21 protein-coding genes are annotated in these 24,667 nt (G+C 57.3%); 15 read left to right on the top strand and 6 right to left on the bottom strand.

Annotation, left to right across the window (positions count from 1 at the left end):
• Positions 1 to 60 precede the first annotated feature (60 nt).
• From K7I12_RS15015 to brxL, 6 genes are read left to right on the top strand one after another with little or no spacing between them, the layout of a single operon-like run.
• Positions 61 to 3,561 carry an Eco57I restriction-modification methylase domain-containing protein gene (locus K7I12_RS15015; protein WP_231664593.1) on the top strand — a complete coding sequence of 1,167 codons (3,501 nt, stop codon included), beginning with the start codon at positions 61 to 63 and terminating at the stop codon, positions 3,559 to 3,561.
• A complete protein-coding gene (locus K7I12_RS15010) occupies positions 3,561 to 6,806 on the top strand; it encodes a hypothetical protein (protein ID WP_231664592.1) in 3,246 nt (1,081 codons plus the stop codon). The genes K7I12_RS15015 and K7I12_RS15010 overlap by 1 nt, the downstream gene beginning before the upstream one ends.
• A complete protein-coding gene (locus tag K7I12_RS15005) occupies positions 6,803 to 7,888 on the top strand; it encodes an AAA family ATPase (RefSeq protein WP_231664591.1) in 1,086 nt (361 codons plus the stop codon). Before K7I12_RS15010 ends, K7I12_RS15005 begins: the two co-directional genes overlap by 4 nt.
• Positions 7,885 to 8,538, top strand: coding sequence for a DUF4276 family protein (locus tag K7I12_RS15000; RefSeq protein WP_231664590.1), 654 nt, complete (start codon positions 7,885 to 7,887; stop codon positions 8,536 to 8,538). Before K7I12_RS15005 ends, K7I12_RS15000 begins: the two co-directional genes overlap by 4 nt.
• Positions 8,535 to 10,877, top strand: coding sequence for a BREX-1 system phosphatase PglZ type B (gene pglZ, locus K7I12_RS14995; protein WP_231664589.1), 2,343 nt, complete (start codon positions 8,535 to 8,537; stop codon positions 10,875 to 10,877). The genes K7I12_RS15000 and pglZ overlap by 4 nt, the downstream gene beginning before the upstream one ends.
• Positions 10,878 to 10,889: 12 nt before the next feature.
• Positions 10,890 to 12,932, top strand: a complete 2,043-nt coding sequence (brxL, locus tag K7I12_RS14990; protein ID WP_231664588.1) for a BREX system Lon protease-like protein BrxL — start codon at positions 10,890 to 10,892, stop codon at positions 12,930 to 12,932.
• A 156-nt stretch (positions 12,933 to 13,088) separates the two neighbouring features.
• On the opposite strand, the gene K7I12_RS14985 is transcribed toward brxL, so the two are convergent.
• The 5 genes from K7I12_RS14985 to K7I12_RS14965 form a co-directional block, all read right to left on the bottom strand.
• Positions 13,089 to 13,439 carry a DUF7673 family protein gene (locus K7I12_RS14985; RefSeq protein ID WP_231664587.1) on the bottom strand — a complete coding sequence of 117 codons (351 nt, stop codon included), beginning with the start codon at positions 13,437 to 13,439 and terminating at the stop codon, positions 13,089 to 13,091.
• Between the two features lie 311 nt (positions 13,440 to 13,750).
• Positions 13,751 to 14,383 carry a recombinase family protein gene (locus tag K7I12_RS14980; protein WP_141068081.1) on the bottom strand — a complete coding sequence of 211 codons (633 nt, stop codon included), beginning with the start codon at positions 14,381 to 14,383 and terminating at the stop codon, positions 13,751 to 13,753.
• A 120-nt stretch (positions 14,384 to 14,503) separates the two neighbouring features.
• Positions 14,504 to 14,893 carry a hypothetical protein gene (locus tag K7I12_RS14975; protein ID WP_231664586.1) on the bottom strand — a complete coding sequence of 130 codons (390 nt, stop codon included), beginning with the start codon at positions 14,891 to 14,893 and terminating at the stop codon, positions 14,504 to 14,506.
• Between the two features lie 70 nt (positions 14,894 to 14,963).
• Positions 14,964 to 15,377, bottom strand: coding sequence for a hypothetical protein (locus K7I12_RS14970; RefSeq protein ID WP_231664585.1), 414 nt, complete (start codon positions 15,375 to 15,377; stop codon positions 14,964 to 14,966).
• Entirely contained in the window at positions 15,370 to 16,218 is an 849-nt protein-coding gene (locus tag K7I12_RS14965) for a hypothetical protein (protein WP_231664584.1), read from the bottom strand. Before K7I12_RS14965 ends, K7I12_RS14970 begins: the two co-directional genes overlap by 8 nt.
• 484 nt (positions 16,219 to 16,702) lie before the next feature.
• Here K7I12_RS14965 and K7I12_RS14960 point away from each other — a divergent pair, with 484 nt between their 5' ends.
• The 3 genes from K7I12_RS14960 to K7I12_RS14950 all read left to right on the top strand — a co-directional run bounded on the left by K7I12_RS14960 (position 16,703) and on the right by K7I12_RS14950 (position 18,524).
• Positions 16,703 to 16,942, top strand: a complete 240-nt coding sequence (locus K7I12_RS14960; protein WP_031385038.1) for a type II toxin-antitoxin system Phd/YefM family antitoxin — start codon at positions 16,703 to 16,705, stop codon at positions 16,940 to 16,942.
• A 1-nt stretch (position 16,943) separates the two neighbouring features.
• Positions 16,944 to 17,330: a type II toxin-antitoxin system VapC family toxin gene (locus K7I12_RS14955; protein ID WP_031385037.1), complete on the top strand. Its 387-nt coding sequence runs from the start codon at positions 16,944 to 16,946 to the stop codon at positions 17,328 to 17,330.
• Positions 17,331 to 17,681: 351 nt separating this feature from the next.
• A complete protein-coding gene (locus tag K7I12_RS14950; protein WP_031385036.1) occupies positions 17,682 to 18,524 on the top strand; it encodes an inositol monophosphatase family protein in 843 nt (280 codons plus the stop codon).
• Between the two features lie 293 nt (positions 18,525 to 18,817).
• On the opposite strand, the gene K7I12_RS14945 is transcribed toward K7I12_RS14950, so the two are convergent.
• The gene (locus K7I12_RS14945) at positions 18,818 to 19,876 is read right to left on the bottom strand and encodes an SDR family oxidoreductase (protein WP_231664583.1); all 1,059 of its coding nucleotides are present in this window, start codon (positions 19,874 to 19,876) and stop codon (positions 18,818 to 18,820) included.
• 130 nt (positions 19,877 to 20,006) lie between these two features.
• Between K7I12_RS14945 and K7I12_RS14940 the strand changes: the two genes are divergently transcribed.
• The 6 genes from K7I12_RS14940 to K7I12_RS14915 all read left to right on the top strand — a co-directional run bounded on the left by K7I12_RS14940 (position 20,007) and on the right by K7I12_RS14915 (position 24,475).
• On the top strand, positions 20,007 to 20,930 hold the full coding sequence (locus K7I12_RS14940) for a LysR family transcriptional regulator (protein ID WP_031385034.1): 924 nt from the start codon (positions 20,007 to 20,009) through the stop codon (positions 20,928 to 20,930).
• A gap of 122 nt (positions 20,931 to 21,052) precedes the next feature.
• A complete protein-coding gene (locus K7I12_RS14935) occupies positions 21,053 to 22,399 on the top strand; it encodes a type II toxin-antitoxin system HipA family toxin (RefSeq protein ID WP_031385033.1) in 1,347 nt (448 codons plus the stop codon).
• Positions 22,396 to 22,704 carry an XRE family transcriptional regulator gene (locus tag K7I12_RS14930; RefSeq protein ID WP_031385032.1) on the top strand — a complete coding sequence of 103 codons (309 nt, stop codon included), beginning with the start codon at positions 22,396 to 22,398 and terminating at the stop codon, positions 22,702 to 22,704. The genes K7I12_RS14935 and K7I12_RS14930 overlap by 4 nt, the downstream gene beginning before the upstream one ends.
• A 58-nt stretch (positions 22,705 to 22,762) precedes the next feature.
• Entirely contained in the window at positions 22,763 to 23,212 is a 450-nt protein-coding gene (locus K7I12_RS14925) for a MarR family winged helix-turn-helix transcriptional regulator (RefSeq protein WP_031385031.1), read from the top strand.
• Between the two features lie 92 nt (positions 23,213 to 23,304).
• Positions 23,305 to 23,733: an organic hydroperoxide resistance protein gene (locus K7I12_RS14920; protein ID WP_231664582.1), complete on the top strand. Its 429-nt coding sequence runs from the start codon at positions 23,305 to 23,307 to the stop codon at positions 23,731 to 23,733.
• 235 nt (positions 23,734 to 23,968) lie between these two features.
• A complete protein-coding gene (locus K7I12_RS14915) occupies positions 23,969 to 24,475 on the top strand; it encodes a hypothetical protein (RefSeq protein ID WP_031385029.1) in 507 nt (168 codons plus the stop codon).
• Positions 24,476 to 24,667 lie beyond the last annotated feature (192 nt).

Here is a 24,667-nt window from a genome sequence, read left to right as displayed (position 1 = left end):
TCTCACGGTACAAACACCGTAGCTGTGGCATCACTTTCAGGATTGGGGAAGTAAAAGAACATGCAGCCACTCGACAAGACTCTGAGAAGCCAGTTAGAGCGCGCCGTCAAGGCCGCCCGGGACACCGCCGAAACCGGTGCTCGCGCCGCGTTGGAGCAGCTCGGCGTTGGTGACCCGGCGCCGGCTTCGCACTTGAGCGAGACCGACCGCGAGCTGCGCCGCAAGCTACGCGCCCATGGCCGCCAACTGGGCGACGCCCTCAACGGTGGCGGCAACGGAGCCAAAGCCCAGACCATGGACCGCCTGGTGGAGGAGGTCGCCTACGAGCACTGGCACCGCATGCTCTTTGCCCGTTTCCTGGCCGAAAACGACCTGCTGATGTACCCGGACCCGGACGAACCGGTGGCCATCACCCTGGAAGAGTGTGAAGACCTGGCTGCCGATGAAGGCGCCGCCAACGGCTGGGAACTGGCCGCCCGCTATGCGGCCCGTATGCTGCCGCAGATTTTCCGGCTGGACTCCCCGGTCTTCCAGCTCACCCTGCCACCGGAACACCAACAGGCTCTGGAACGCCAGGTCGCGGGCCTGCCGCTGGAGGTGTTTACCGCCTCCGATAGCCTGGGCTGGGTTTACCAGTTCTGGCAGGCCAAGAAGAAGGAACAGGTCAACCAGTCCGAGGTCAAGATCGGTGCCCGGGAGCTCCCCGCCGTCACCCAGCTCTTCACCGAGCCCTACATGGTGAGCTTCCTGCTCGACAACGCCCTCGGTGCCTGGTGGGCGGCCCGGCAGCTCAGTGAAAGCGACCTGAAGCACGCCGAAAGCGAAGACGAACTACGCCACAAGGCAGCCATCCCTGGTGTGCCGCTGGAGTACCTGCGGTTTGTGAAACAGGATGATGGGGCTGATAACACAAGATGGACACCGGCTGCCGGCACTTTCGATGCCTGGCCGGAACAACTGGCCGACCTGAAAACCCTGGACCCCTGCTGCGGCTCCGGCCACTTCCTGGTGGCCGCCTTCCTGATGCTCGTGCCCATGCGCATGGAGCGAGACGGTCTGTCCGCTCGGGACGCCGTGGATGCGGTGTTGAGAGAGAACATTCATGGTCTGGAGCTGGATCAGCGTTGTGTGGAGCTGGCTGCTTTCGCGTTGGCCTTGGCCGCCTGGAAATACCCCGACGCGGAAGGCTACCGCCCATTGCCGGAGCTGCATCTGGCCTGTACTGGCCTGTCCGTCAGCGTCGCCAAGGAAGAGTGGAAGCAACTCGGGCTGGGCAAGCACAACCTAACCATTGCACTGGATTGGATGCACGACACCTTCCGGGACGCGCCGGTACTGGGCAGCCTGCTTAACCCCGCAAAAGCCGACGCCGCCAAGCTGGTGAAGTGGGAGGAGCTGTCCACCACCCTGAAACAGGCCTTGGAAAACGAACAAGAAGGACTATCCCAGAACCCGCAAGCGGGAGGGGGCGAAGCTCAACACGAGGCCGCCGTAGTGGCCCAGGGGCTGGCCAAGGCAGCCACCCTCCTGGCTGATCAATATCAATGGGTGATCACCAACGTGCCTTACCTGGCCCGGGGCAAGCAAAGCGACCGGTTGCGGGACTTCTGTGAGCGGCACTATCCGGCGGCAAAGAATGACTTGGCGACGGTCTTCCTGGACCGTTGCCTGGAGCTATGTGTCGAGGGCGGGACCTCCAGCATAGTGCTGCCGCAGAACTGGCTGTTCCTCACCAGTTATAAGAAGTTCCGCGAAAAGCTGCTCAAGAACGATACCTGGCATTTAATTGCCCGGCTTGGGCCTCAGGCCTTCCAAACCCCAATGTGGGACTTCAATGTCCAGCTAATATCCATCAGCCATGGCAATGATGCTCAGGAATCCGGCGGACTGTTCGGTGATGCGGAACATACCAATCTAATCCGGGGCGTGGATGTTTCAGAGCCGCGTACGGCGGTGGAGAAGGCTGAGCAGTTATTGGCGACGGAGGTAAAGACTGTCGATCAGGCGAAGCAGTTGGAGAATCCGGATGGGAGAATAAGCTTTTCAAAGCAGGATTCTAATAATCACATCTCTGAGATCGCTGAATGCTATCAGGGACTCGTGACTGGAGATATAGAGCGGTTTACGAAGAAGCTCTGGGAGGTTGCTGCAATTTCTCATGACTGGTTGCCATTCCGTCGCAGCAACAATATGGCCCAGTTCTATGGAGATGTTTCAGAGGCTATTCTTTGGCAAAAAGGATGTGGGCAGTTACATCATTATGCAGAGTCGGCTCGTGCTCAGCTGCACGATATGCACGAGAGTGGCAACCGCGTTTGGGGGAAACGTGGTGTTGCAATTAATAGAATGGCAGGACTAAAAGCGGTTCCATACTGGGGAGAGCATTTCGACAATAATGTAGCAGTTGTATGTCCATTAAAAGAGGCGGAAATAGCACCTCTCTTGTGTTTTCTAGCGTCGGATAGCTTTCATGAAGCAATACGTGAACTTGATCAAGCCTTGAAAGTTACCAACCGAACCTTGTTGAAGGTGCCATTTGACCATGAATACTGGTCTTCTGTTGCAAAGATTAAATATCCGAATGGATTGCCTGGGTCGTATACTGACAATCCCACTCAATGGGCTTTCCACGGCCACCCCTGCGGCTCAGTCGTGTGGGAGGAAGAACAAAAGTGGACAGCCGAAGGCCCGCTCCGCACCGACGACACAGTCCTGCAAGTCGCCGTTGCCCGCCTCCTGGGCTACCGCTGGCCCGCCGAACTGGATGCCGACATGGAACTGGCCGAAGAGCAGCGTGAATGGGTTAAGCGCTGCGAGGCATTGCTGCCCTTCGCCGATGAAGACGGCATTGTCTGTATTCCCCCGGTGCGCGGTGAGGCCTCAGCCGCCGACCGCCTGCTGAACCTGCTGGCCGCTGCCTACGGCGAGGCTTGGTCCACCGATGTTCTGGCAGAACTGCTCAAGAGTGCTGGCCACGCCGGCAAAACCCTGGAAACCTGGCTGCGAGACAAGTTCTTCACCCAGCACTGCAAACTCTTTCAGAACCGCCCCTTCATCTGGCACATCTGGGACGGCCTGCCCGACGGCTTCGCCGCCCTGGTCAACTACCACAAGCTGGACCGCAAGAACCTGGAAACCCTGACCTACACCTACCTGGGCGACTGGATCAGCCGCCAGAAGCAGGACCTGGCCAGCGGCGTCGACGGCGCCGAAGAACGCCTGGCCGCCGCCGAATCCCTGAAAAAGAAGCTGGAACAGATCCTCGAAGGAGAAGCCCCCTACGACATCTTCGTGCGCTGGAAGCCCATTGAACAACAGCCCATAGGCTGGGACCCAGATCTCAACGACGGCGTCCGTCTCAACGTCCGTCCCTTCATGACCGTAGGCGACGTCAAAAAGAAAGGCGCCGGCATCCTGCGCGACAAACCCAACATCAAATGGACCAAAGACCGTGGCAAGGATGTGGAATCTGCACCCTGGTATCAGACGTTTAAGGGTGAGCGGATTAACGACCACCACCTGACGCTTGCTGAAAAAAGAGCCGCACGGGAGAAAGTCTAATGAGCGGCGATGATAGACAACGCGCTCTGGGTGGCCTTCAGATAACAGCAATGGAGGCCGAAACCACCCAGGCTATAGAGACCTTATCCCTGTCTCCCGCTTTGGTAGATCCGGGGCTTATACCTATCCTGGAAAACCGTTTTACCGAAGCGCAGCGTTGTCTCTCCCATTCCCCTATGGCCACTATTATGTTGTGCGGCTCCTTACTGGAAGGTTTGCTACTTGGCTTGGCGAACAAAAAGCCTGCGGACTTCAACCGGTCCCCGCAAAGCCCCAAAGATGAAAGCGGCAAGCCAAAACCGTTTAAAGACTGGAGTCTCGCACAGCTTATAGATGTTGCTCACAACATTGGCATCCTTCGGCTCGATGTAAAGAATTTCGGGCAACATCTGAGAAATTTCCGTAACTACATCCATCCCTACCAGCAGATGAAAGAGGGCTTTGAGCCGGATAGGTACACCGCTGAGATGAGCCTTACCGCTGTTAAGGCGGCAATCTATAACCTAGCCAGTAACGTGAGGCCTGAGAAAGATGAACTTTCAGATGACTGGAAGAACCATCCAAATGCGACCCTGTTAGCACTGGCAAGCCTGGTTGGCTCATGGAATGAAAAAAAGCAAGCTGACAAGGAGGCTCTATCTCGTATTCTCGATATGAGATACGAAGATTGGATTAAGGTGGCTCGTGAAATATTACACCTGCCAAATAGCCCCTTATCGTTGAAGGATGGCGTGTGGGTTGTAACCCACCGGAAAGAGTTATTTAAGCTTCTGGGCTCGAGAATTCTTGATCCAAACCTGGAGGTATTTAAATCGCTGACCACTACTGTTTTGAAAGAACAGGATCCCGCTTTTGAGCTGCCACCAGAAGAGCGTTATGCAGCTAGCATTCACGGGAAAGTACCGAGCTATTCCCCCGCAATTCGCAGCGGGCTTGCAGAAGGGTTGGCCATTCTGGGTTGTTATCCGGAAGCTTGCAGCAACTGCACCCTTGGAAATGCCGACATAACAGCCGTTTTGGCGATTCGGGATATCTTTGACGGCGCGGATTGGACGTTATGGGGAAGCCTTAACGGTCTGCTGCCTACCTTGTCCGAAGCAGCGCCCAAAGAATTTCTTGATGCCGTAGAAACAGCTTTACGGTCGCTCCCTTGCCCATTCGATGAGCTCTTTGCTCAGGAAGGCGTAGGCATCACCGGCAGCAACCATATGACAGGGCTGCTCTGGGCTTTGGAAGGTATAGCTTGGGATGAGCAGTATCTTGTTAGAGTATGTGATCTGCTGGCTGAACTAGCCAGCCATGATCCAGGTGGCCAATGGGCAAACCGCCCAGCCAACTCCTTGACAGACATTTTGCTTCCCTGGATGCCGCATACACTTGCAAGCATTGAAAAGCGCAAGGTAGCGGTACAAACCGTTATCAAAGAATGGCCAGACATTGGCTGGAGCCTTTTGTTAAGCCTGCTCCCCAACCAACACCAGATGACTTCTGGCACCCATAAGCCGCAGTGGAGAGAGATCATCCCGGATGACTGGGAAAAAGGGGTTACAAAGCATGAGTATTGGTTACAGACATCGTCATACGCAGAGCTAGCGGTCAGTGCAGCCGGACTGGATGTTGCCAAGCTTTCTGGGTTAATCGACCACTCTGACAATCTAACTCGGCCAGCATTCGATAAGATGATTGAAACCCTGTCTTCCGATCAGATTCGGTCGCTTCCTGAAGATCAACGACAAATCCTATGGCGTCGACTTTCTAAGTTCACCAAGAAACACCGGAGATTCCCAGAGGCAGAGTGGTCGCTACCTGACGAGCTGTTAAAGCCGCTCGAGGCAGTTATGGATAAGCTGGCCCCGACTGATCCCTTACTCTTATACCAGGAGCTTTTTTCAGGTCGAGACTTTGACCTCTACGAGGAGTCTGGAAACTGGGAGGAGCAGCGTAGAAAGCTTGATGAGCGGCGAGCATCAGCCATCAGTGAGATTGTTGCAAAAGATGGTATAGACGGTGCAATTCGTTTTGCCGAGACCGTTTCATCACCTCGTGATGTTGGCGCCGCATTGGCTGACCTATCTGTGCCGGATATTGAAAAAACGCTGCTACCCGACTTTTTGGATTCGGAGAACGAAAAGCATCTGGATCTGGCGGGGACGTTTATATGGCGCCGCCGTCATGATGAAGGCTGGGATTGGTGCGACAGAGTAAATAGAGCGGGATGGAGCCACAAACAAACGGGACAGTTTCTCGCTTGCTTGCCTTTCAGTCGAGAAACTTGGGAGCGAGCAGCGCAGTGGCTTGAAGAGCATCAGGAGCATTATTGGGCTCGGGCAAGTGCTTTCCCCTATGACGCCAAAGAAGATCTTGAATATTCCATTGAAAAGCTACTCGAGTACGGGCGGCCACACGCCGCCATAACCTGTCTGGAAAGAATGCTGCATTCGAAGAGTGCGATTGATCCGCAGCAATGCGTGCGCGCTCTTCTTGGGGCGCTAAAATCCAGCGAGCCAAACCACGCCATGGATAGTTATCACATGGTTGAGCTAATAAAGCACTTACATTCGGATAGCGCCGTTAGTGATGAAGACCTTTTCAGAGTTGAATGGGCCTACTTGCCATTACTTAACCAACTCGATGGGAACAAACCTGTTTACTTACATCGAAAATTGGCCAATGAGCCTGATTTTTTCTGCGAAGTGATTCAACTTATTTACCGTTCAAACAAAGAGGGAGACAAAACCGAAGAGCCTTCTGAAGAACAAAAGGCTATAGCCACCAACGCCTATCGCCTGATCAGTGAATGGAGTCGTCCTCCAGGACAAATGGATGATGAGTCGTTCGACGCAGAGCATTTCAGAAACTGGATTGAGAAGGTGAAGGTTTCCTGCGCAGAGTCCGGGCATCTAGAGCCTGCCCTTATCCATATCGGTGAGGTACTACTTTACGCACCTCAAGATGAGGATGGGCTGTGGATTCACCGTGCTGCTGCCGATGCCCTGAATAGCAGGGACTCTGAAAAAATGCGAAGAGGTTTCCATTCAGCGTCGTTCAGTTCCCGTGGCGTCCATTGGGTTGATCCAACCGCCAAGCCAGAAAAGGAGCTTGCAGAGCGGTACCGCCAAAAAGCAGAGGATGTCGAGAATGCTAATTTTCACAGGTTAGCTCGCACTCTACGGGATCTGTCTGAAATTTATGATAGGGAAGCCGAACGCATCATATCTGAACATTATGAGGGTGACGAACTATGAACCCAAATCAACTATCTCGCATCGTGTTGCGCGGGTTCAAATCCATCCGCGAATGCGATCTGGAGCTAAGGGGGCTGAATGTGCTTATCGGCCCCAACGGCGCTGGCAAGTCAAATTTTATCGGCTTCTTTCGGCTAATTCAGCAAATGCTCGAGGGCAACCTGCAGCGTTTTGTGAGCAAGCAAGGTGGCCCCGATGCGTTGCTTCACTTTGGTCGCAAGAAAACCGAGCAGGTCTATGCGGAGCTTTACTTCGGTAATAATGGTTACAAGTTCGCTCTGGAACCAACCCAGGATAACCGCATGATGTTTGCGGAAGAGAACTTCTGGTGGAACATGAAAGGGGACTGGACAATTAGTTCTGGTCACTTCGAAACGGAAGTGGAGTCACAGAAGCGTTTTACGCGGATCTACGATTACACAGTCCCTCCCATGAAGAGCTGGCGCCTTTATCATTTTCACGACACCAGCGACAGCGCTTTAGTCAAACAACGGCATGGCATTAACGACAACCTTTACTTGCGCCCAGATGCCCGAAATCTGGCTGCGTTTCTCTACTTCCTGCAAGACCAGCATCCATCCCATTACAAACGTATTGTTAAGACGGTTCGTCTGGTCGCGCCCTTCTTTGGCGATTTTTTACTGCGCCCACAGCCAGACAGCAAGGATCAGATAGAGCTTGAGTGGACAGAAAAGGGCGAAGATGTGCCTTTTAAGGCCCACCTTCTGTCTGATGGAACCCTACGATTTATTTGCCTGACGACAGTTCTTATGCAGCCCGAGGAGCTTCAACCTGAAACAATCTTGATTGATGAACCGGAACTTGGTCTACATCCATTCGCGATCAATTTGCTTGCGTCTTTATTGCGGTCAACGTCCAAGAATAAGCAGGTCATCGTTTCCACCCAATCTACCGACCTTCTGAATGAATTTTCCTCAGAGGATGTTGTGGTTGCGGATCGGACAGAGGGTTATACCCATCTACACCGTCTCGACCCCAAGGCGCTGGACGCTTGGCTCAATGAATACTCTCTCGGCGAGCTGTGGCAGAAAAATGTCCTGGGTGGGAGGCCAACACGATGACCCGGGTACATATTTTCTGTGAAGGCCAAACGGAAGATGTGTTTGTGCGCGAGGTGCTCGGTCCGCACTTTCAACGCCTTAACATCTGGCTGAACCCCATCATTATTCGCACCGGCCCGCAAGGAAAAGGCGGTGTGTCGTCTTATGGGAAGATAAAATGGCAGGTGGAGAATAAATGCAAGGAGGATGCCTCCGCCTGGGTGACCACATTGCTGGACTTCTATGGGTTACCCACTGATTTTCCGGCCATGAAGGCGCCAGGAGATTCCATCACTAGGGCTAAAGCAGTAGAAGAGGCCTTTCAGAACGATATAGCCCAGCCTAATTTCTTGGCTAACGTGGTTGTGCATGAGTTTGAAGGTCTCTTGTTTAGTGCCCCGGATGCCTTCTCAGACTGGTTTGATGAGCCAGGTGTGGTCGCTGAACTGACGCAGATCCGCCGTGGTTTCGATAGCCCCGAGCACATCAACGAAGGTCGAGAGACAGCACCTTCAAAACGCATTCTGGCGGTATGCGATACCTACGACAAAGTCGCTCATGGTTCATTGATAGCTTTGGATATCGGCCTGGATGCTATCCGTCAGGAGTGCCCTCTGTTTGATGCTTGGGTAGGACGGATAGAGGCATTGGGTGCCAGAGGTGGTGCATGAGGGTTATTGATAATCTCCTGAAGTCTGTTCGAGACGCGGCTACCTTTAACCCAGACATTCAGGTCGCCCCAGCCGGTATCCTCTGGCCAGACCGTGACCGGCAATGGGAAGCGGTTATTCCAGTCCTTCAGGCAGAGCTGCCGGAACTTCTGGTGCTGGGTGACTATGCCCCCACGAAGCGCACCGGCCCGGCAATCTGGCTGCGCTGCGTCATCGCCGGCTTGGTGGATGATGTATCCCTGGCAGAAGGGGCGATACCCATTCTCTATCTGCCCGGCGTCAGCCGCCAGGATTTGCGGGCGGTGGAAGGCTGTCCCGACTCACTCAAGCCGCTGGCCGAGTTGCAATACCGGGGCGTGATCTGGTCCCAGGTGAATGCCAAGGACTGGACCATTCTTGCCTACCTGAAGTCGGACCAGGGTGGCCTTGGCCTTGATGTAGCGCAGGACAGCGAGACCCGACACGCCATGCAATTGGCGCTGTACCGACTACTCGACGAAGACGTCGACTTGCTCAAGGGCAAACGCCTGGATAAGGACTACTTCAATACCCTGTTAACCGGCGGCGACCCCACCCGGGATTTGCTGCTGTGGCTGGACCAGGGCGATGCATTCCAGGCTGCGAGGGGTGAGAACGAATGGCGGGCTTTTGTGGCGGTATGCACCTCCCAGTTGGCTTTCAACCCGCAGCATGAGGGGGTGCTGGCCGGGTGCGCCAAGCTTGCGGCCCACCAGGGGCCTTGGCAGGCGGTTTGGCAACGTTTCTGCGAGGCGCCCCACCGCTACCCCCATATTCCCGCCCAAATTCGCAAGTGCCAACCGCCAGCCTTTGATTTGTTTGCCGATGAAACCGTGGCCGGTGGCTGGCCTCAGTGGAACCAGGGCCAGGAAGACCACCTGCGCCGTGACTTGCTGGCTCTGGCCCAGGCTCCTGCGCACCAGGCACGGGCCAGAATACTGGAGCTCGAACAGATACACGGCGGTAGGCGATCCTTGGTTTGGGCAGAACTGGGCGAAGCTCCGCTGGCGTGCGCGCTGGAGCACTTGGCCGCCATGGCCAACTATGCAAAATCGTCTCTGGCGGCGGGCTCTGTGGATGATCTGATGGACGGCTATGCCAACGCTGGCTGGAAAGTGGATGACGGCGTAATGCGCGCTTTGGCCCAGGTGGAGAGCGCGGCTGACTTTGAGGCTGTTACAACAGCCGTCCGGGCGGTTTACCTTCCGTGGCTGGAAGAATCCGCCCGCTACCTGCAGAAGATCGTTGATGGTGCCTCCTATCCTGGTGGCTCCTGCACAACGGTGCCCCCATTTCCCGCAACTCCCGGCGATTGTGTGCTCTTTGTCGATGGGCTGCGCTTTGATACGGGCAAGCGGCTGGCAGAGATGCTGGAAGCTTCAGGGCTGGATGTGGACGAGGCGCCCACCTGGGCCGCTTTGCCCAGCGTCACCGCCACTGGCAAGGCGGCGGTGACACCGGTCCGAGATAAAATTCGGGGGGACGATGGCAGCGCGGATTTCGAACCCGCCGTGGCGGCGACCGGTCAGTCCCTCAAAGGCGGCTATCACCTCAAGAAACTGCTGAAGGACGCCGACTGGACGCTGCTGGACCGAACAGAAGACGGTGATGGGCAAGGTTTCGCCTGGTGTGAGTTTGGCGACATCGACCATGAAGGTCACGACCGTGGCTGGAAGCTGGCCAAACACCTGGAAAGCCTTTTGAATGAAGTGCAGAGCCGTATTACCGAGCTGTTGGCGGCGGGCTGGAAGCGAGTGCGCGTCGTCACCGATCACGGCTGGCTGCTTCTGCCCGGGGGGCTACCCAAAATTGACCTGCCCAGCGTACTGGCTGAAAGCAAATGGGGGCGCTGTGCCGCACTGAAGGCCGGTGCGGAAACCCAGGAGCGACTCTTCCCCTGGTACTGGAACTCCAGTCACTACTTTGCCCTGGCTGATGGCATTAGCTGTTTCAAGAAAGGTGAGGATTACGCTCACGGCGGCCTGAGTCTACAGGAGTGCCTGACACTCCAATTGGTGGTGGCAGGCGGCGCCTCCGCTCAAGGGGCCATCGAGTTTACCGACCTGGTGTGGAAAGGGTTGCGCTGCACGGTGGCGGTGACGGGCGACTATTCAGGGCTCACATTGGATATCCGGACCCGCGCGGGTGAAGCAGCCAGCAGTGTGGTGGTCGGCTCGAAGCCGCTCAAAGCTAATGGCACCGCTTCCGTGGTTGTCGAAGATGAAGATCTGGAAGGGCAGAAAGCGGTGGTTGTTCTGCTCGACAAAAATGGTTCTCTGGTTGCCCAGACGGGCACCGTGATTGGTGGGGCTCTTTCTTAAGAGGTAAATGTGATGGAATTGGACGATATCGACAGAAAGGCCGCAACGGCCCTGGATGGCTACCTGGTGCGAAAGGACCTGGTACGAACCTTCAGCCGCCAATTCCCGGTACCCACCTATGTAGTTGAGTTCCTGCTCGGGCGATATTGCGCGAGCACCGACCAGGACGAAATCAACGAAGGCCTGGAGATCGTGCAGCGGCAGCTCAAGTCTCGCACCGTCAAGGCGGGTGAGGAAGAGCTGTTCAAGGCCCGGGCAAGGGAAAACGGTGAAGTCAAAATCATCGACCTGATTACCGCCCGCCTGGATGCGAAAACAGACTCCTATATTACCTCCCTCCCCAGCCTCCGCCTGAACGACGTGCGGATCTCACCGTCTTTGGTAAACGAGCATGAGCGGATTCTGACCGGCGGTTTCTATGCCGAGGTAACGCTCAATTACGATGCTGCCATTGCCCAGGAAAGTAATGGTCGCCCCTTCGGTGTCGAAGCCCTGCGGGAGATCCAGCTCTCCAAGCGCGACGTTTTGGATACCCTTGCAGAGGCCCGGAAGGAATTTACGACGCAGGAGTGGAAAGAGCTGCTGCTAAGGTCCACGGGGATTGAGGCCAGCGGCCTGTCGGAGCGGCAACAGGACGCAATTTTGTTGCGTATGGTGCCCTTTGTTGAGCGTAACTATAACTTGGTGGAGCTCGGCCCCAGGGGTACCGGTAAGAGCCATTTGTTCCAGCAGGTGTCACCCTACGCCCACCTGATTTCCGGTGGTAAGGCCACGGTGGCCAAGATGTTCGTAAACAACGCCAGCGGCCAGCGGGGTTTGGTCTGTCAGTACGACGTGGTCTGCTTCGATGAGGTCTCGGGTATTTCCTTCGACCAGAAGGACGGCGTGAACATCATGAAGGGCTACATGGAGTCGGGTGAGTTCAGCCGTGGCAAGGAAAACATTCGAGCCGATGGCAGCATCGTACTGGTGGGCAACTTTGACGTGGATGTGGAACATCAGCAGCGGATAGGCCACCTGTTCGGCCCCATGCCCCCGGAAATGAAGGATGATACGGCCTTCATGGACCGTATCCATGCCTTCTTGCCAGGCTGGGACGTGCCGAAAATCAGTAAGGAGCTATTAACCGACCATTTCGGCCTGGTCAGCGACTTCCTATCCGAGTGCTGGAGCCAGCTGCGCAATCAGAGCCGGGTCAGCCTGATCCAGAACCGGGTGTTTTTTGGTGGCGCGCTGTCTGGGCGGGATACCAATGCGGTGAACAAAACGGTCAGCGGCCTGCTCAAGCTGCTTTATCCCGGTGACGATGAGGTCTCGGACGAAGATATCGAATGGGCCGTTCGCATTGCCATGGAAGCCCGGCGCCGGGTGAAGGAACAGCAGAAGCGGATTGGTGCGGCAGAATTCAGGAATACCCATTTCAGCTATGTCATGGGCGCCGATGGTGTTGAGAAATTTGTTTCCACTCCAGAACTCCAGAGCGAGAACAGCATTGGTGACGATCCCCTGGAGCCTGGCCAAGTATGGACCGTCTCTCCGGGTGGCGGAGAGGAACATCCCGGTCTGTACCGGATCGAGGTGAACGAAGGCCCAGGGTCGGGCGTCAAGGTCCTGAACAAGCCGGTACCGCCCGCGTTCAAGGAAAGCATCGGTTATGCGGAGCAGAACCTATACGCCCGGTCGGCGCAACTGGTAGGCGACAAGGATCCGCGTCACCACGAGTTTACGGTTCAGTTGCGAGCGTTCGACGCCTCCAAATCAGGCGCCAAGCTTGGCATGGCGTCTCTGGTCGCATTGAGCACGGCGCTACTGAAGAAAAGTGTGCGCGGTGGTTTGATCATTGTGGGGGAGATTAATCTGGGGGGCTCCGTGGAGCCGATCCACAATCCAGTGACGATTGCGGAAATCGCTGTGGAGAAGGGCGCGACTGCATTGCTGATGCCCGTTGCCTGCCGCCGGCAGTTATTTGACCTGTCGGATGATATGGCGACCAAGATTGATATCCAGTTCTACTCCGACGCTCGGGATGCTCTGCTCAAAGCCATTGTGGAGTAGGCGCTGGAGTTAACGAACAGGAGGGGCTTTTGTGGCAAGATCGCTTGATGACATTCTGAATGATGAGAGGCCCGAGCTTGTGGCGCGGGCACAACAACGAGCACGGGAAATTCTGAAAGACCTGGATTCCCCAAGCTCGCAGGAACAGGCCGATAGTCAGGATTCCGATTCCCACTCCCACCAGGATTGAAACAACTCATCACCACCCGGCAGATAGGTGTGAACCTCCCGGCCATTCCAATCCAGCGCCAGAACCTGCAACGCAGCCTGTTGCAGTTCCGCATCCAAGGCCCTCAGCCGGTTCAGCTCGAATGGCCAGTGACTGGCGTTATATAGGCCAAGCAGGAATCGCCGGATATGCCGGGCCTGGCCACCACCGCTGTGAGCGGCGTCGATCAGTATTGTGAGAGCCGGAAGCCCCGCGTCCTCCCGCAGCTGCCTCCGCTTTTCTTCCTGTTCCAGCAAAAATAGAAAGTTTTCGGGAAGCCTGGCTGTTTTGTCCGTCATGTGCATAACCTCATATCGACTTCACGATTATGCTGCCATGGACGACGCAGTAGGCACGGCTCTCAAACTGCCCGTTTTGGGCAAGAACACCGGTTTGCCCCGAATTTATTTCAGATCGCCATTGTGGCGGGGTGATCTTTTTCGGAACTTTCGCTCCAGGAACGCTTCCAGCCGATCGGCGTTGCGGTAGGCCATAACGCAGATAAAAAGTACGACCGCGACAAAGCTCAGAAATGCAATCAGTGTGGCAGCTAGGTTCAGCATATTCAGGTCTCCAATAGTTGATTGCCCTTTCAGGGCACTTTGTTGGTTCAGGCCGCAGCATCGGCCTGTCTTTGTTCTTTGGCGACAGACGCAATCAAGTGCCGGGAGCAGCTCAGAATCTCCTGTATTTCGCTGTAGCTGTGGCCGCTCTTGAGAAGACTGGCGATGTGTTGCCTGCGCTTCAGGTCTGGCTGCCGCCCCTGGTACTTACCCTCCGTTTTTGCTTTATGGATGCCCTGGAACTGCCGGCGCCGACGGTCTTCGTAATCTTTGCGGGCCACGGCAGCCAGCATGTCGAGCATCATGGCGTTGACCGCTCGTAGAATGGAGTCGGTGAAACCGGTGTCGTCCTTCTTTTCCAGGGCGAGCCAACTGGTCGGTAATTCCGGGGAGACGATGGCTAACCGCTTGGCGGCCAGCTTTTGCTTGAGGGAGTCCCAGTCACTCTGTTTGAGGCGAGCCAGCCGATCAATTTGTTCGACCAGAACGATGTCGCCCTCGCCAGAATCTGCGATTAGTTTCATCAGCTCGGGGCGGTGCAGGGTAGCGCCGGACACATTCTCCACGTAGAAAGCGGCAATACGCTGACCGTGGTTGGCTGCGAACTGTACCAGTAACTCCCGGGCTCGCTCCGCGTTCTGTTCCTGCGTGGATGCCCGCAGGTAGGCTCGAATAAACATCGTCGGTTCCTCAGTCTGTTATAAGTGGTTCTCTCTGGCCGGTCTGGTTTAGGTGGTTCTGGTGGCCATTACCCGGCTCGAACACCTGGTTCTCCTGATCTGTACCCATAAGGAACCACCTCAAGAGTCGAGAAACTCCCCGAACGGATCGTCCGCTCGATAAATCTGGTTGATTCTGCCGTCATCGAAGAAACCCTCTGTACCGCCATTGCTCCCATTGCCGGAAGTTGCCTTGTTGCCCGCGCCGGTTGCCTCCTCATCACTGCCTCGACTGAACGACGCCATCTTTTGTTCGAATTCAGGAAACGTCATTTCCCCATCGGGTCCCTTGGCGAAAACCGTCTTGTAAGCATCGACTGCGGCCAGTGTGAAGCGAGTGAAAAGTGCGACCACCCAGAGCACGAACAATAAATACCATGCGTAAAGCGCTGCATCGGTACCCCTAAAGGCGAGCTCCACAACGCCGACCCCGGCGAGCCCCACTGTTACGATTTTTGCCACTCTTACCATGGCCTCAGTCCCCGATAGTTCTTTACTTCGAAGCTACCAGAACCTGAGAAAATGCAAGTTTTTCCCGGCGTCAGGCCGCTGCGGCTTGCCCGGCCAGCCACGGCGGTTTCACCTTGCTGTAGGCATCGTTCGTCATCGCCCTCAAATCTTCCACGTCCAGGTGTGGAACCACCAACGCAGTGCCTTGGTATCGAGCTCGCGGGTAGTTGGTTGGCTGGAATACGCCATGAGGGAGGTCGTCCTCATCACCCAGCCACTGTCTCAGCCGGAGATCGATACACCAGCCCTGTTCGAGCTCGACCCAGCAATGGGGAGCGGTGGTCATTCGGCTCAGTCGGTCCTCCGCGTATCCGATCCGGCATTGATGGAAAATGCCTCGCTCGGTCAGGGCATTGCTGATCACAAAAGTCATGTAGACGCTATCGACTCTCAGGTCCTCCAGCGGCAGCAGTGCCAACTCAAGTTCATCGTGCCAGTCACTCATGGTCGGGCTCCCTGAACATCAGCTGTTGGCCCTGTTCATACAACACCGGATAGGGGAGCGGCTCGCCGTCCTGGATCACGGTGTTCGGTGGAAAGTACATCACTATCCAGGGAGGCATGCCGGCGCTGACAGCGCCATAGAATTCATCTACAGGAAAGGTGAGTTCATGGCCGGACTGCCGAAATACCAGTCGGGAATATTTCTCGGGATGGTTGGCAGCGATGTTGTAACTGGCTGCTTCACGGCCGATGACATAGCTTGGTGTATTCCAGTGATTCGGTTGTTGGATGTTGTAGGCGATGATGCAGTTGCTATCGGCACAGCCATATCGCTCGGCTGTTACCGACCACAGCATGAGCGGGTGCCCGTCAATCTCAGGCGTCTTCACGTCTGTGAGTTTCGTTGCCGTAATTGCCATCGATTCGGCGGCCTGGGTGATGGCCTCATCTACGACTGCAACATAGTGGTCATAGGCGTCATCCTCGTTCGCCGCCAGTGATCCCGGCATCCAGCCCATCAGGCTGGGTCGCGCCGAAGGGTTGTCCGGCGTCATCATGATGTCAGTGGCGTTGAAGAGCAGCGTCTGAGTGCCAGTAAGATGACGAAGCGGCGCATCTAGTGAAGTAGCCAGACTGGCCAGGTTGAGGGCGCTTACCAACAAACCCTTTCGATACGAGCGCGTCCCGTCTGGTGAATCCCGCAGGTCCTGATCGTAGACGCCGCCGGCACGGGCCAGATTCAGTGCGCGGGATGATTCGTCGTCATAGTGTCGAGGCGTGGCAGCGCAACCCGCGAGCGCGGCTGTAGTTACAGCAAAACAAATGGTCTTCAACTTGGTCATTTTGAACTCCTGCGTTTTCTAAAATACTCGCACGAAGTTTCAAATACGCAAGAGGAAAATCAAAAAATATTTAATAAAATCAATAGTTTGTACTTTCAGTACAAACTTCGATGTATCAGCAGTGGTGCATCGGGAGTGCCGATCTTGCTAGACTTGCCAGCAGGTTTTTTCGGTTGAGACAAGGTGTTGGTAAATCGGAAAAGGATCAGAAATTCCCAGTTTCCCACCTATCCCAGTTTATAATCGTGGGTAGTAACCGATTGGGCCAATCAGAGATAAAGTTTCTATCCATGGGTAGTAAAATGGGTAGTACTGGGCGAATATCGATGCAAAAAATAATGTAAACATCTGTTTTTAAAGGATTTTAATTTATTATTCTTTGAGCAGATCCAGAACATCGAGTGATGGCAAGGCTCAGTGGAGACAGGCTCGGTAGTTTCGCATAGACTAAGTTTATTGAACCAGGCCATGGGAAGGCAGCCTTATGGAAACCGTCAACATCCACGAAGCCAAGACGCGACTTTCCCAGCTCCTGGCCAAAGCAGCGCAGGGGGAAGGATTCGTCATTGCCAGAGCTGGCAAGCCGATCGCCAAGGTAACAGCCATCAACAGTCCGGATGCCGACCAGCAGAAACGGCTTGGCTTCATGAAAGACCAATTCAAGGTCCCGGAAGATTTCGACCGCATGGGTCAAAACGAGATAGCCGACCTGTTCGAGGGCTGAAATGAATCTGATCCTGGACACACATATCCTACTTTGGGCAGCCGCAGAGCCAGACCGCCTCTCGAGTGAAGCGATCAGGCTCATTAACGATGAGGATAACGAACTATATTTCAGCGCGGCCAGTCTCTGGGAGATCGTTATCAAGACCGGTCTGCAGCGCCCGGACTTTCAGGTGAACCCTCACCTGCTGCGTCGCGGCCTGATCGAGAACGGTTATCGGGAACTACCGATTACCTATCAACACACCCTGGCTGTCAGCCACTTACCAGACATTCATAAAGATCCCTTCGATCGCATTCTGGTCGCTCAGGCCGAGTCCGAAGGCTTTCTTCTGCTGACGGCGGATGAGCTGATCGCTCGCTATCCTGGCCCGATTCGTCGGGTTTGAACTCGGCGGAGTCGAAAACGCGATCTTGTACCGGAACGACAGGCTGTACTCGGCCTGGGAGCAGGACGACGCTCCAGCGTGCCAGCTTCGGTATTCTCATAGACCTCGTGCGCCGCACCTGGCAGCTTGCGCAGGCCCGCCCGATTCTTTTCCATGCCCTTCAGCACCGCACCCAACTGATCATCCAGCACCTTGTCCAGCTGCCGAGCGCTGCCAGTGTTAATGGCCAAGCTCATTTCCAGTTCCTTATCGAACGGTTGCTGGTGACAACAAAACGCCGCCTGCGGTCTTGCGATCTTTTTGACGTAAGCGAGTATCCTGATAACAACCGCCGACACGACAGGAACCCCCATGACGACCGCCAGCACCATCACGCCAAGCCAACAGCAGCAACTCATCGAGACCGTCCGCCACGCCGCCAGGGCGGAGATCCTGCCGCGCTTTCGCAACCTCTCCGAGGACGCGATCCGCTCGAAGAGCGCGCCGGACGACCTGGTGACCGACGCCGACCAGGGCGCGGAGCGGATGATCAGCCAGGCCATTGCCGAGCTGCTGCCGACGGCGACGATCATCGGCGAGGAGGCCGTCGCGGCGGGTGACGCCCAGCTTGCGGACATCGCCGGGGCCGAGCTGGCGCTGATCGTCGATCCGGTCGACGGCACCTGGAACTTCGCCCGCGGGCTCAATCAGTTCGGGGTGATTCTGGCGGCGACGAGCTTCGGCGAGACGATCTTCGGGCTGCTCTACGATCCGCTGGCCGACGACTGGGTCGTCGCCCGCCGCGGCGAGGGCGCGTTCTTCGGCCGACCCGACGGCACCCAGCGTCGCCTGAGCGTTTCCGACACCACCGACATCGCCGAGATGGTCGGCGCTACCTCGATCAGGCTGTTCCCCAAACCCCAGCAGTATCAGCTCGCCGCCACCTTTCCCGATGTGCAGCGGATGATGGCGTTCGGCTGCGCCTGCCACGAATACCGCACCATGGCCTTCGGCCATGTCGACTTCATGCTCGCCGGCAAGCTGATGCCGTGGGATCACGCCGCGGGCCTGATGATCCACGCCGAAGCCGGCGGCTATTCGGCGCTGCTCGACGGCACACCCTATCGGCCGACGATTCACCAGGGCACGGTGCTGGCGGCCAGCTCGCGCGAGCTTTGGGAAGCGCTGCGCGAGAAGTTCACGTTTCTGGTCTGAAAAGTGCCTGCACTCGCCCAGACGGCGTTAAAAATTGGCTCACTGAACTTCAGTTCAGAACGTCCGAAGGACGGCCCGAAGGGCGAGCGGAGCGAGTCACGTGCTCATTTACACCTCGTAAACTCCGCTATTTCGCCAATTTTTGCCTTGCCTGGCCTTCGCTCGTCGACTTTTCAAGCAGAGCATAGTGACCTGGCCACCATTGACGCTCCATGACGACGAAAACCGGCGCCTTCTCGGCGCCGGTTTTCTTTTCAATAGCCAGTCGGGACAAACCGGTCAGACAGACCGAATCAGGGAATGATCCGCTCGGCACGCAGGCGGGCGAACAGATCGACAAACGCCGCCCGCGTCTCGCGCAAATGGTCGAAGCCGAAGTCGCGGCACTTGGTGGTGTCGTTGACACACTCCTGATCGCGACCCAGATCGGCATCGGTGTGCCACCAGGACGCCAGATTGGCGACATCCGGTTCGATCAAATCGTGCTTCGCGGCGATCTCGCGCCAGGTGGCTTCGGCTCCCGCCATCTGCTCGTCGAGCGGCTGGGGCGTCTCGGGGCAATCCGACACCTCCAGATCAAAGTACTCGCCGATCTCGCGCCACATCCGGCGCCAGCGGAAGACGTCGCCATTGACGGCATTGAAGGCCTGATTGGCCACGCCCGGCGCGGTCGCCGCCCACTCCATCTGCCGCGCCAGCACCAGCGCATCGGTCATGTCGGTGAGCGCATTCCACTGGGTCCGCGAGCCGGGGAACACGAACGGCTTGCCGGTTTCCTTGCAGATCGAGGCGTAGACGGCGATCGTCGTGCCCATGTTCATGGCGTTGCCGCGTGCATAGCCAATCACCGTATGCGGGCGGTGCACGTTCCAGTTGAAGCCGTGACGCTCGGCGGCTTCGAACAGCACGTCTTCCAGCGCATAGTAGAAGTTGTCACCCGGCACGCGCGGCTCGGATTCGCGGAACGGGGTTTCGATACGCCCGCTGCCGTAGGCTTCGAACGAACCCAGATACTGCTTGGTGCCGGTCACCAGCGAGGCGTGATCGAGCTTGTCGCTGTCGAGTCCGGCGAACAGGTTGCGCATCATCTGGCTGTTGGCCTCGACGTTGGCCTTCTCGTTGTCGCGACGAATCCAGGTGCAGTAGAAGACGTGGGTGATCAGCAGGCCGGCCAACGCCTGCTCGGTGGCGGCTTCGTCCAGCAGATCGGCGGCGACGGGAATCACCCCGCTCTGCTCGCTGGCGCGACGCGACAGGCCGTAGACGGTCCAGCCGCTGGCCACCAGATACGCCGCCAGATTGCCGCCGGTGATCCCGGTGGCGCCGACCACGAGCGCGGTACCTTTACGCATGATCCATACCCTCCTTCGAAACGGATAGAGACTCGGCGGACATGCCGAATCGATGAGGGGAGTCTGGTAGCGTCCCATCGTTGCTACAATCGAAAGTATGGAAAATATTTATTGCGCAAGGTGCAACTCGATGGATCTCAATGCATTACGCACATTCGAGCGCGTCGCCGCGACCGGCAGCTTCACCGCCACCGCACGCCACTTCCACCGCGCGGTGTCGTCGGTATCGCGCCAGATCAGCGCGTTGGAAGAGGCGCTGGGCCAGCCGCTGCTGTATCGCCACACTCGGGCCGTCACCCTGACCGAGGCGGGCTGGCGCTACTATCAGGAAGTTCGCGAGATACTCGAGCGACTCGATCTGGCCACCGAAGCGCTGACCGCCCCCGAAGCCGAGCCCGGTGGCGTACTGCGGGTCAACGCCCCGGTCGCCTTCGGCCAGCGCCAGATCGTGCCGGTTCTGCACCGCTTCCAGCGTCGCTACCCGGCCATCAAGGCCGAGCTGATGCTCACCGACCAGATCACCGACCCGGTGCGCGAGGGCATCGATGTCACCTTTCGGGTCGGCACGCTGTCCGACTCCACGCTGGTGGCGCGCCGCCTGGCGGCCATGAACTATGTGGTCGCCGCCGCGCCGAGCTATTTGCAACGTTGCGGCACACCGGCGACCCCGGAAGCGTTGAGCCGTCACGAATGCCTGCTCTATCAAGGCGAAATGGGGCGTCAGCGTTGGTACTTTCAGCAGTCCGGACAGCCGTCGGCGACTCCCTTCGAGGTCGACGGAAACCTGTATAGCAACGACGCCGACAGCCTGGTGCGCGCCGCGCTGCTGGGCCAGGGGCTGGTGTTGTTTCCGACCTGGCTGATCGGCGATGCGCTCTCGCGGGGGGAACTGGTGCCGCTGCTTGAAGCGTGGCGCGGCGAGGTCATGCCCGGCCGCCGCGACATTCACGTGCTGTACGCGCAGCGCCGTCTGCACACCCGCAAGGTGCGCGCCTTCCTCGATCACCTATTCGAAACGATCGGCCCCACCCCGCATTGGGATCGCTGGCGATGACATCGCCATTTTGAGCACTTTATTTCTCACTAATGGCGAGAAAAGCATTTTATGAGCAAAAAATAGCTCATCCACAGTCGGGCATGTTAAATTTGAGCAATAATTTACCCAGCACACTCGATATGTCACTGACGATACAGTTGTTCCATCATGGCCAATGGCACGATGCCGCAGAACTTCAGATCGACGATCCGAAGGCGGGTCGACGCGGCACGATTGCGCTGGGCTACTCGACCGATTACGCCATCGACTGGATGGGCCGGGACGACGAGCACGCCTGCAGTCTGAATCTGCCGGTCGAACTGATGCTGCTGTATCGCCGGAAGAACTGGTTCGCCATGCTCGACGACATCATGCCGTCGGGGGCCAGCCGTCGTTACTGGGTCAATCGACTGGGGCTTCAGTCACTTCCCCCGCATGAGCAGGATCACGCCTTGCTGGCCCAAGGCACGATAGCGCCCGTTGGCAACCTGCGCATCAAGCAGGCACTGCCCCAACTGCCGGCGGGTAGCCAGCTGAAACATCATCGATTCACGCTGGACGATGTCGTGGAACGCCATACCGACTTTCTGGAATACGCCCAGCAGGTGGGCGCCGCCGGCGGTGGTGCGACCGGCGCTGGCGGTGAAGCACCCAAACTACTGCTGCGTCGCAGCCCGCTGGATGAGATCTGGATCGATACCTGGCAGGACGATCCCCGCAATACCGATGCGCATTACCTGGTGAAATTCCCCCGTGGGCAACGCTCGGACATGGATTGCAACATTCTACGCGCGGAGTACCACTACTATCACGAGCTGCAGGCGCTGGGCGTCGATACCATCGATATCCGCGGTATGGAACTCATCGAAGGGGGACGCTACCCCAGCCTCTGGCTGCCTCGATTCGATGTGGATTTCATCGAAGGAGAACGCACACTCTTCGGTCTGGAGTCGCTTTATTCGCTGCTGGAGAAGCCTCCGGGCACTTTCCTCAATCATTTCGAAGCGATCGACACGCTGGTTGCCAAGTGTCAGCAGCAATATCGCGTCAGAGAAATGGGCGAACCCTTCGACGTTTCCCGTTTCGTCGTGGAGTGGGTCAAGCGGGATCTTCTCAACGTCGCTTTCGGCAACTCGGACAATCATGGCCGCAATACCGCGATGATCAAGCGGCCCGATGGCCTGGGGCTGGCGCCGGTCTATGATTTCGCGCCCATGAAGGCGGACCCCGAAGGCATCATACGCACCACACAATGGGGCGCGCCGTACGAAGAAGGCGGCCGTTTCGACTGGCAAGGGATCGCTCAACGGCTCGATCCGCTGGTTCCCGCCGACGACCTGCTCGCCGAGCTTCGCCAGCTGGGAAGACGATTGAAAGGCCTGAAGGCTCGCCTGCGGCAGCGAGGCGTTCCGAATTCGATTCTCGATCTGCCCGCGCTAGGGTTCGATTATCTCGACGGAAAACTCGATGCCTGGGGGCTGACATGAGCCGTCTTTCTCCCCAGGAACGCGAAGCGCTGCTGTTCGATCTGCTCGACCAGCTGTTCGAGGAAAAAATCACCACGGGAGCACTGCTGAAACGACTGCGCCGGGAGGTTCTGGAGATGAACCAGACCCGCTATGCCGCACTGGCGTCGGTGAGCCGCCGGACGCTCTCGGCCATCGAGAACGACAGCGGGACCCAATCACTGGGTTCTCTCAATCGCGCCTTTCGCCCTTTCGGGCTCAGCGTGGGGTTGCTCCCGCGTGATCGGTCGACCCGCCAGCGTCTGTTGACGCGATCCTCCTCGTGATCACCTTCATAGCAAAACCTAATTAGCGATTGAGTCGTGCGCGATATAGATTGGCCGCATGACGACACGCAACGATACCGACGACACGCTGGCCCTGGAATCGCAGCTCTGCTTCGCGCTCTATTCGACTCAGTTGGCGATGAACAAGCTCTACCGCGGTCTGCTGCGCGAGCTCGATCTGACCTATCCCCAGTACCTGACCATGCTGGTGCTGTGGCAGCGGGACCGGCAGACGGTATCGGAGATCGGCGAGCAACTCTATCTGGATTCGGCCACGCTGACGCCGCTGCTGAAACGGCTGGAAGCGGCGGCGCTCATCACCCGGCAGCGCTCGCGCCAGGATGAACGCCAGGTCGAGATCGCCTTGACCGAGAAGGGCCGTTCGCTGCGCGAGCAGGCCAAGGCGATCCCCCATGCCGCCGGCTGTGCGGGCCAGTGCACACCCGAGGAAGCCGCCGAGCTGCGCGACGCGTTGCATGGGCTGCGTCAGCGACTCGACACTCAGTGAAGCGTTCGCACGATTGGCGAAGAACATTTTTACCCAAATAGATCGCGCACGATTCAATAGACCGCGATTATCAACCCGAAAGGAGTTTCACCATGTTACTCGATAAAGTCCTCTACCGTGCCGAAGCGACTGTCACTGGCGGCCGCGACGGCCGGGCCACCGCCGCCGACGGTGCCATCGATCTCAAACTGTCGACGCCCAAGGAGCTGGGGGGCGCCGGCGATGACGGCACCAACCCGGAGCAGCTGTTCGCGGCCGGCTACTCCGCCTGCTTCATCGGCGCACTGAAACTGGTCGCCTCGAAAGAGAAGGCCAAGCTGCCCGACGATACCCGGATCCAGGGTGAAGTCGGCATCGGCCCCAAGGGCGAGGGTTTCGGCATCGAAGCGACGCTGACGGTGAAGCTCCCGGGCATGGATCGGGAACAAGCCGAAGCGCTGGTCGAGAAGGCCCATCAGGTCTGCCCGTACTCCAACGCCACTCGCGGCAACATCGATGTGACCCTGAACGTCGAAGTGTAGGCATCGCCTAGCTTTGGCTGAAAACTGACGGCCCGAGGCATCGAGAGATGGCTCGAGCCGTTACATCTTTGGTCGCAACACGGGTCGAAATAAGACTTCTACCGGATATTATCGATTAAATTTCAAAAAGTTATCGTGACATGCAAAAACGCGATGCGGGCATAGCGATAACGCAATAGCCTCGCTCCGCCGACGCTGTCTACCGTGTCGACTCCAATAACCCAGGGATTCGATCATGGTCGCGTTTCTCATAGCCATGGCGGTGACGGCGTTCGCCGGCACGCTGGTCATCAAGAAATACCAGCCGCAGACCGTACTGCCGCTCGACAAGGAGATGGCGAGCCGTCTGCGCCGCGCCAAGCTGATCGAAGGCCGGCAGCCCAACCTGCGCGTCTCCGCCGAGATCGCTACCGCAACAGCGACCAAGGCTCAGTACATCCACACACGCGGGCAGGATGACGCCTTTTACGCCAAGCTGGTGACCGACTACCTGGCCAAGTTCGGCTCCGCTGGCCGCCAGGAGATTGACACCCTGCTGTGGGACAAGCTCAGCGATGCTCTGGATGAGCCAAAAAAGAAGGCCAAGGTGAGAAACATCCTGACCAAGCTGCGACGCGCTGGCCAGATCTGCATGCCGGCAGCCGCGGTACGCCGGAATGGCGGCTGGCAGAGGCTGATGCAGAAAGGTCTGCAGAAAGAAACGGCGGCTCTGCAGAAAGAGACTGAACGAAATTCTATTTAAGTTGTTGATTTTAAAATTAAAGCATCGTGAGCCCTTTCTGCAGGCTCCGGTGCCGGTGCAGAAAGGAAGGCCATGAAGCTCAAGTTCAAGACTCAGCAATACCAGACAAGGGCCGTCGAGGCGCTGGCGGATTGCTTTACTGGCCAGCCCTTCAGCAGCGGTATCCACTATCGCATCGATCCGGGCGAGACC

The organism is Halomonas sp. IOP_31 (assembly GCF_021151495.1).
Lineage (GTDB): Bacteria > Pseudomonadota > Gammaproteobacteria > Pseudomonadales > Halomonadaceae > Modicisalibacter > Modicisalibacter zincidurans.
This window is presented reverse-complemented; position numbering and strand designations above follow the sequence as displayed.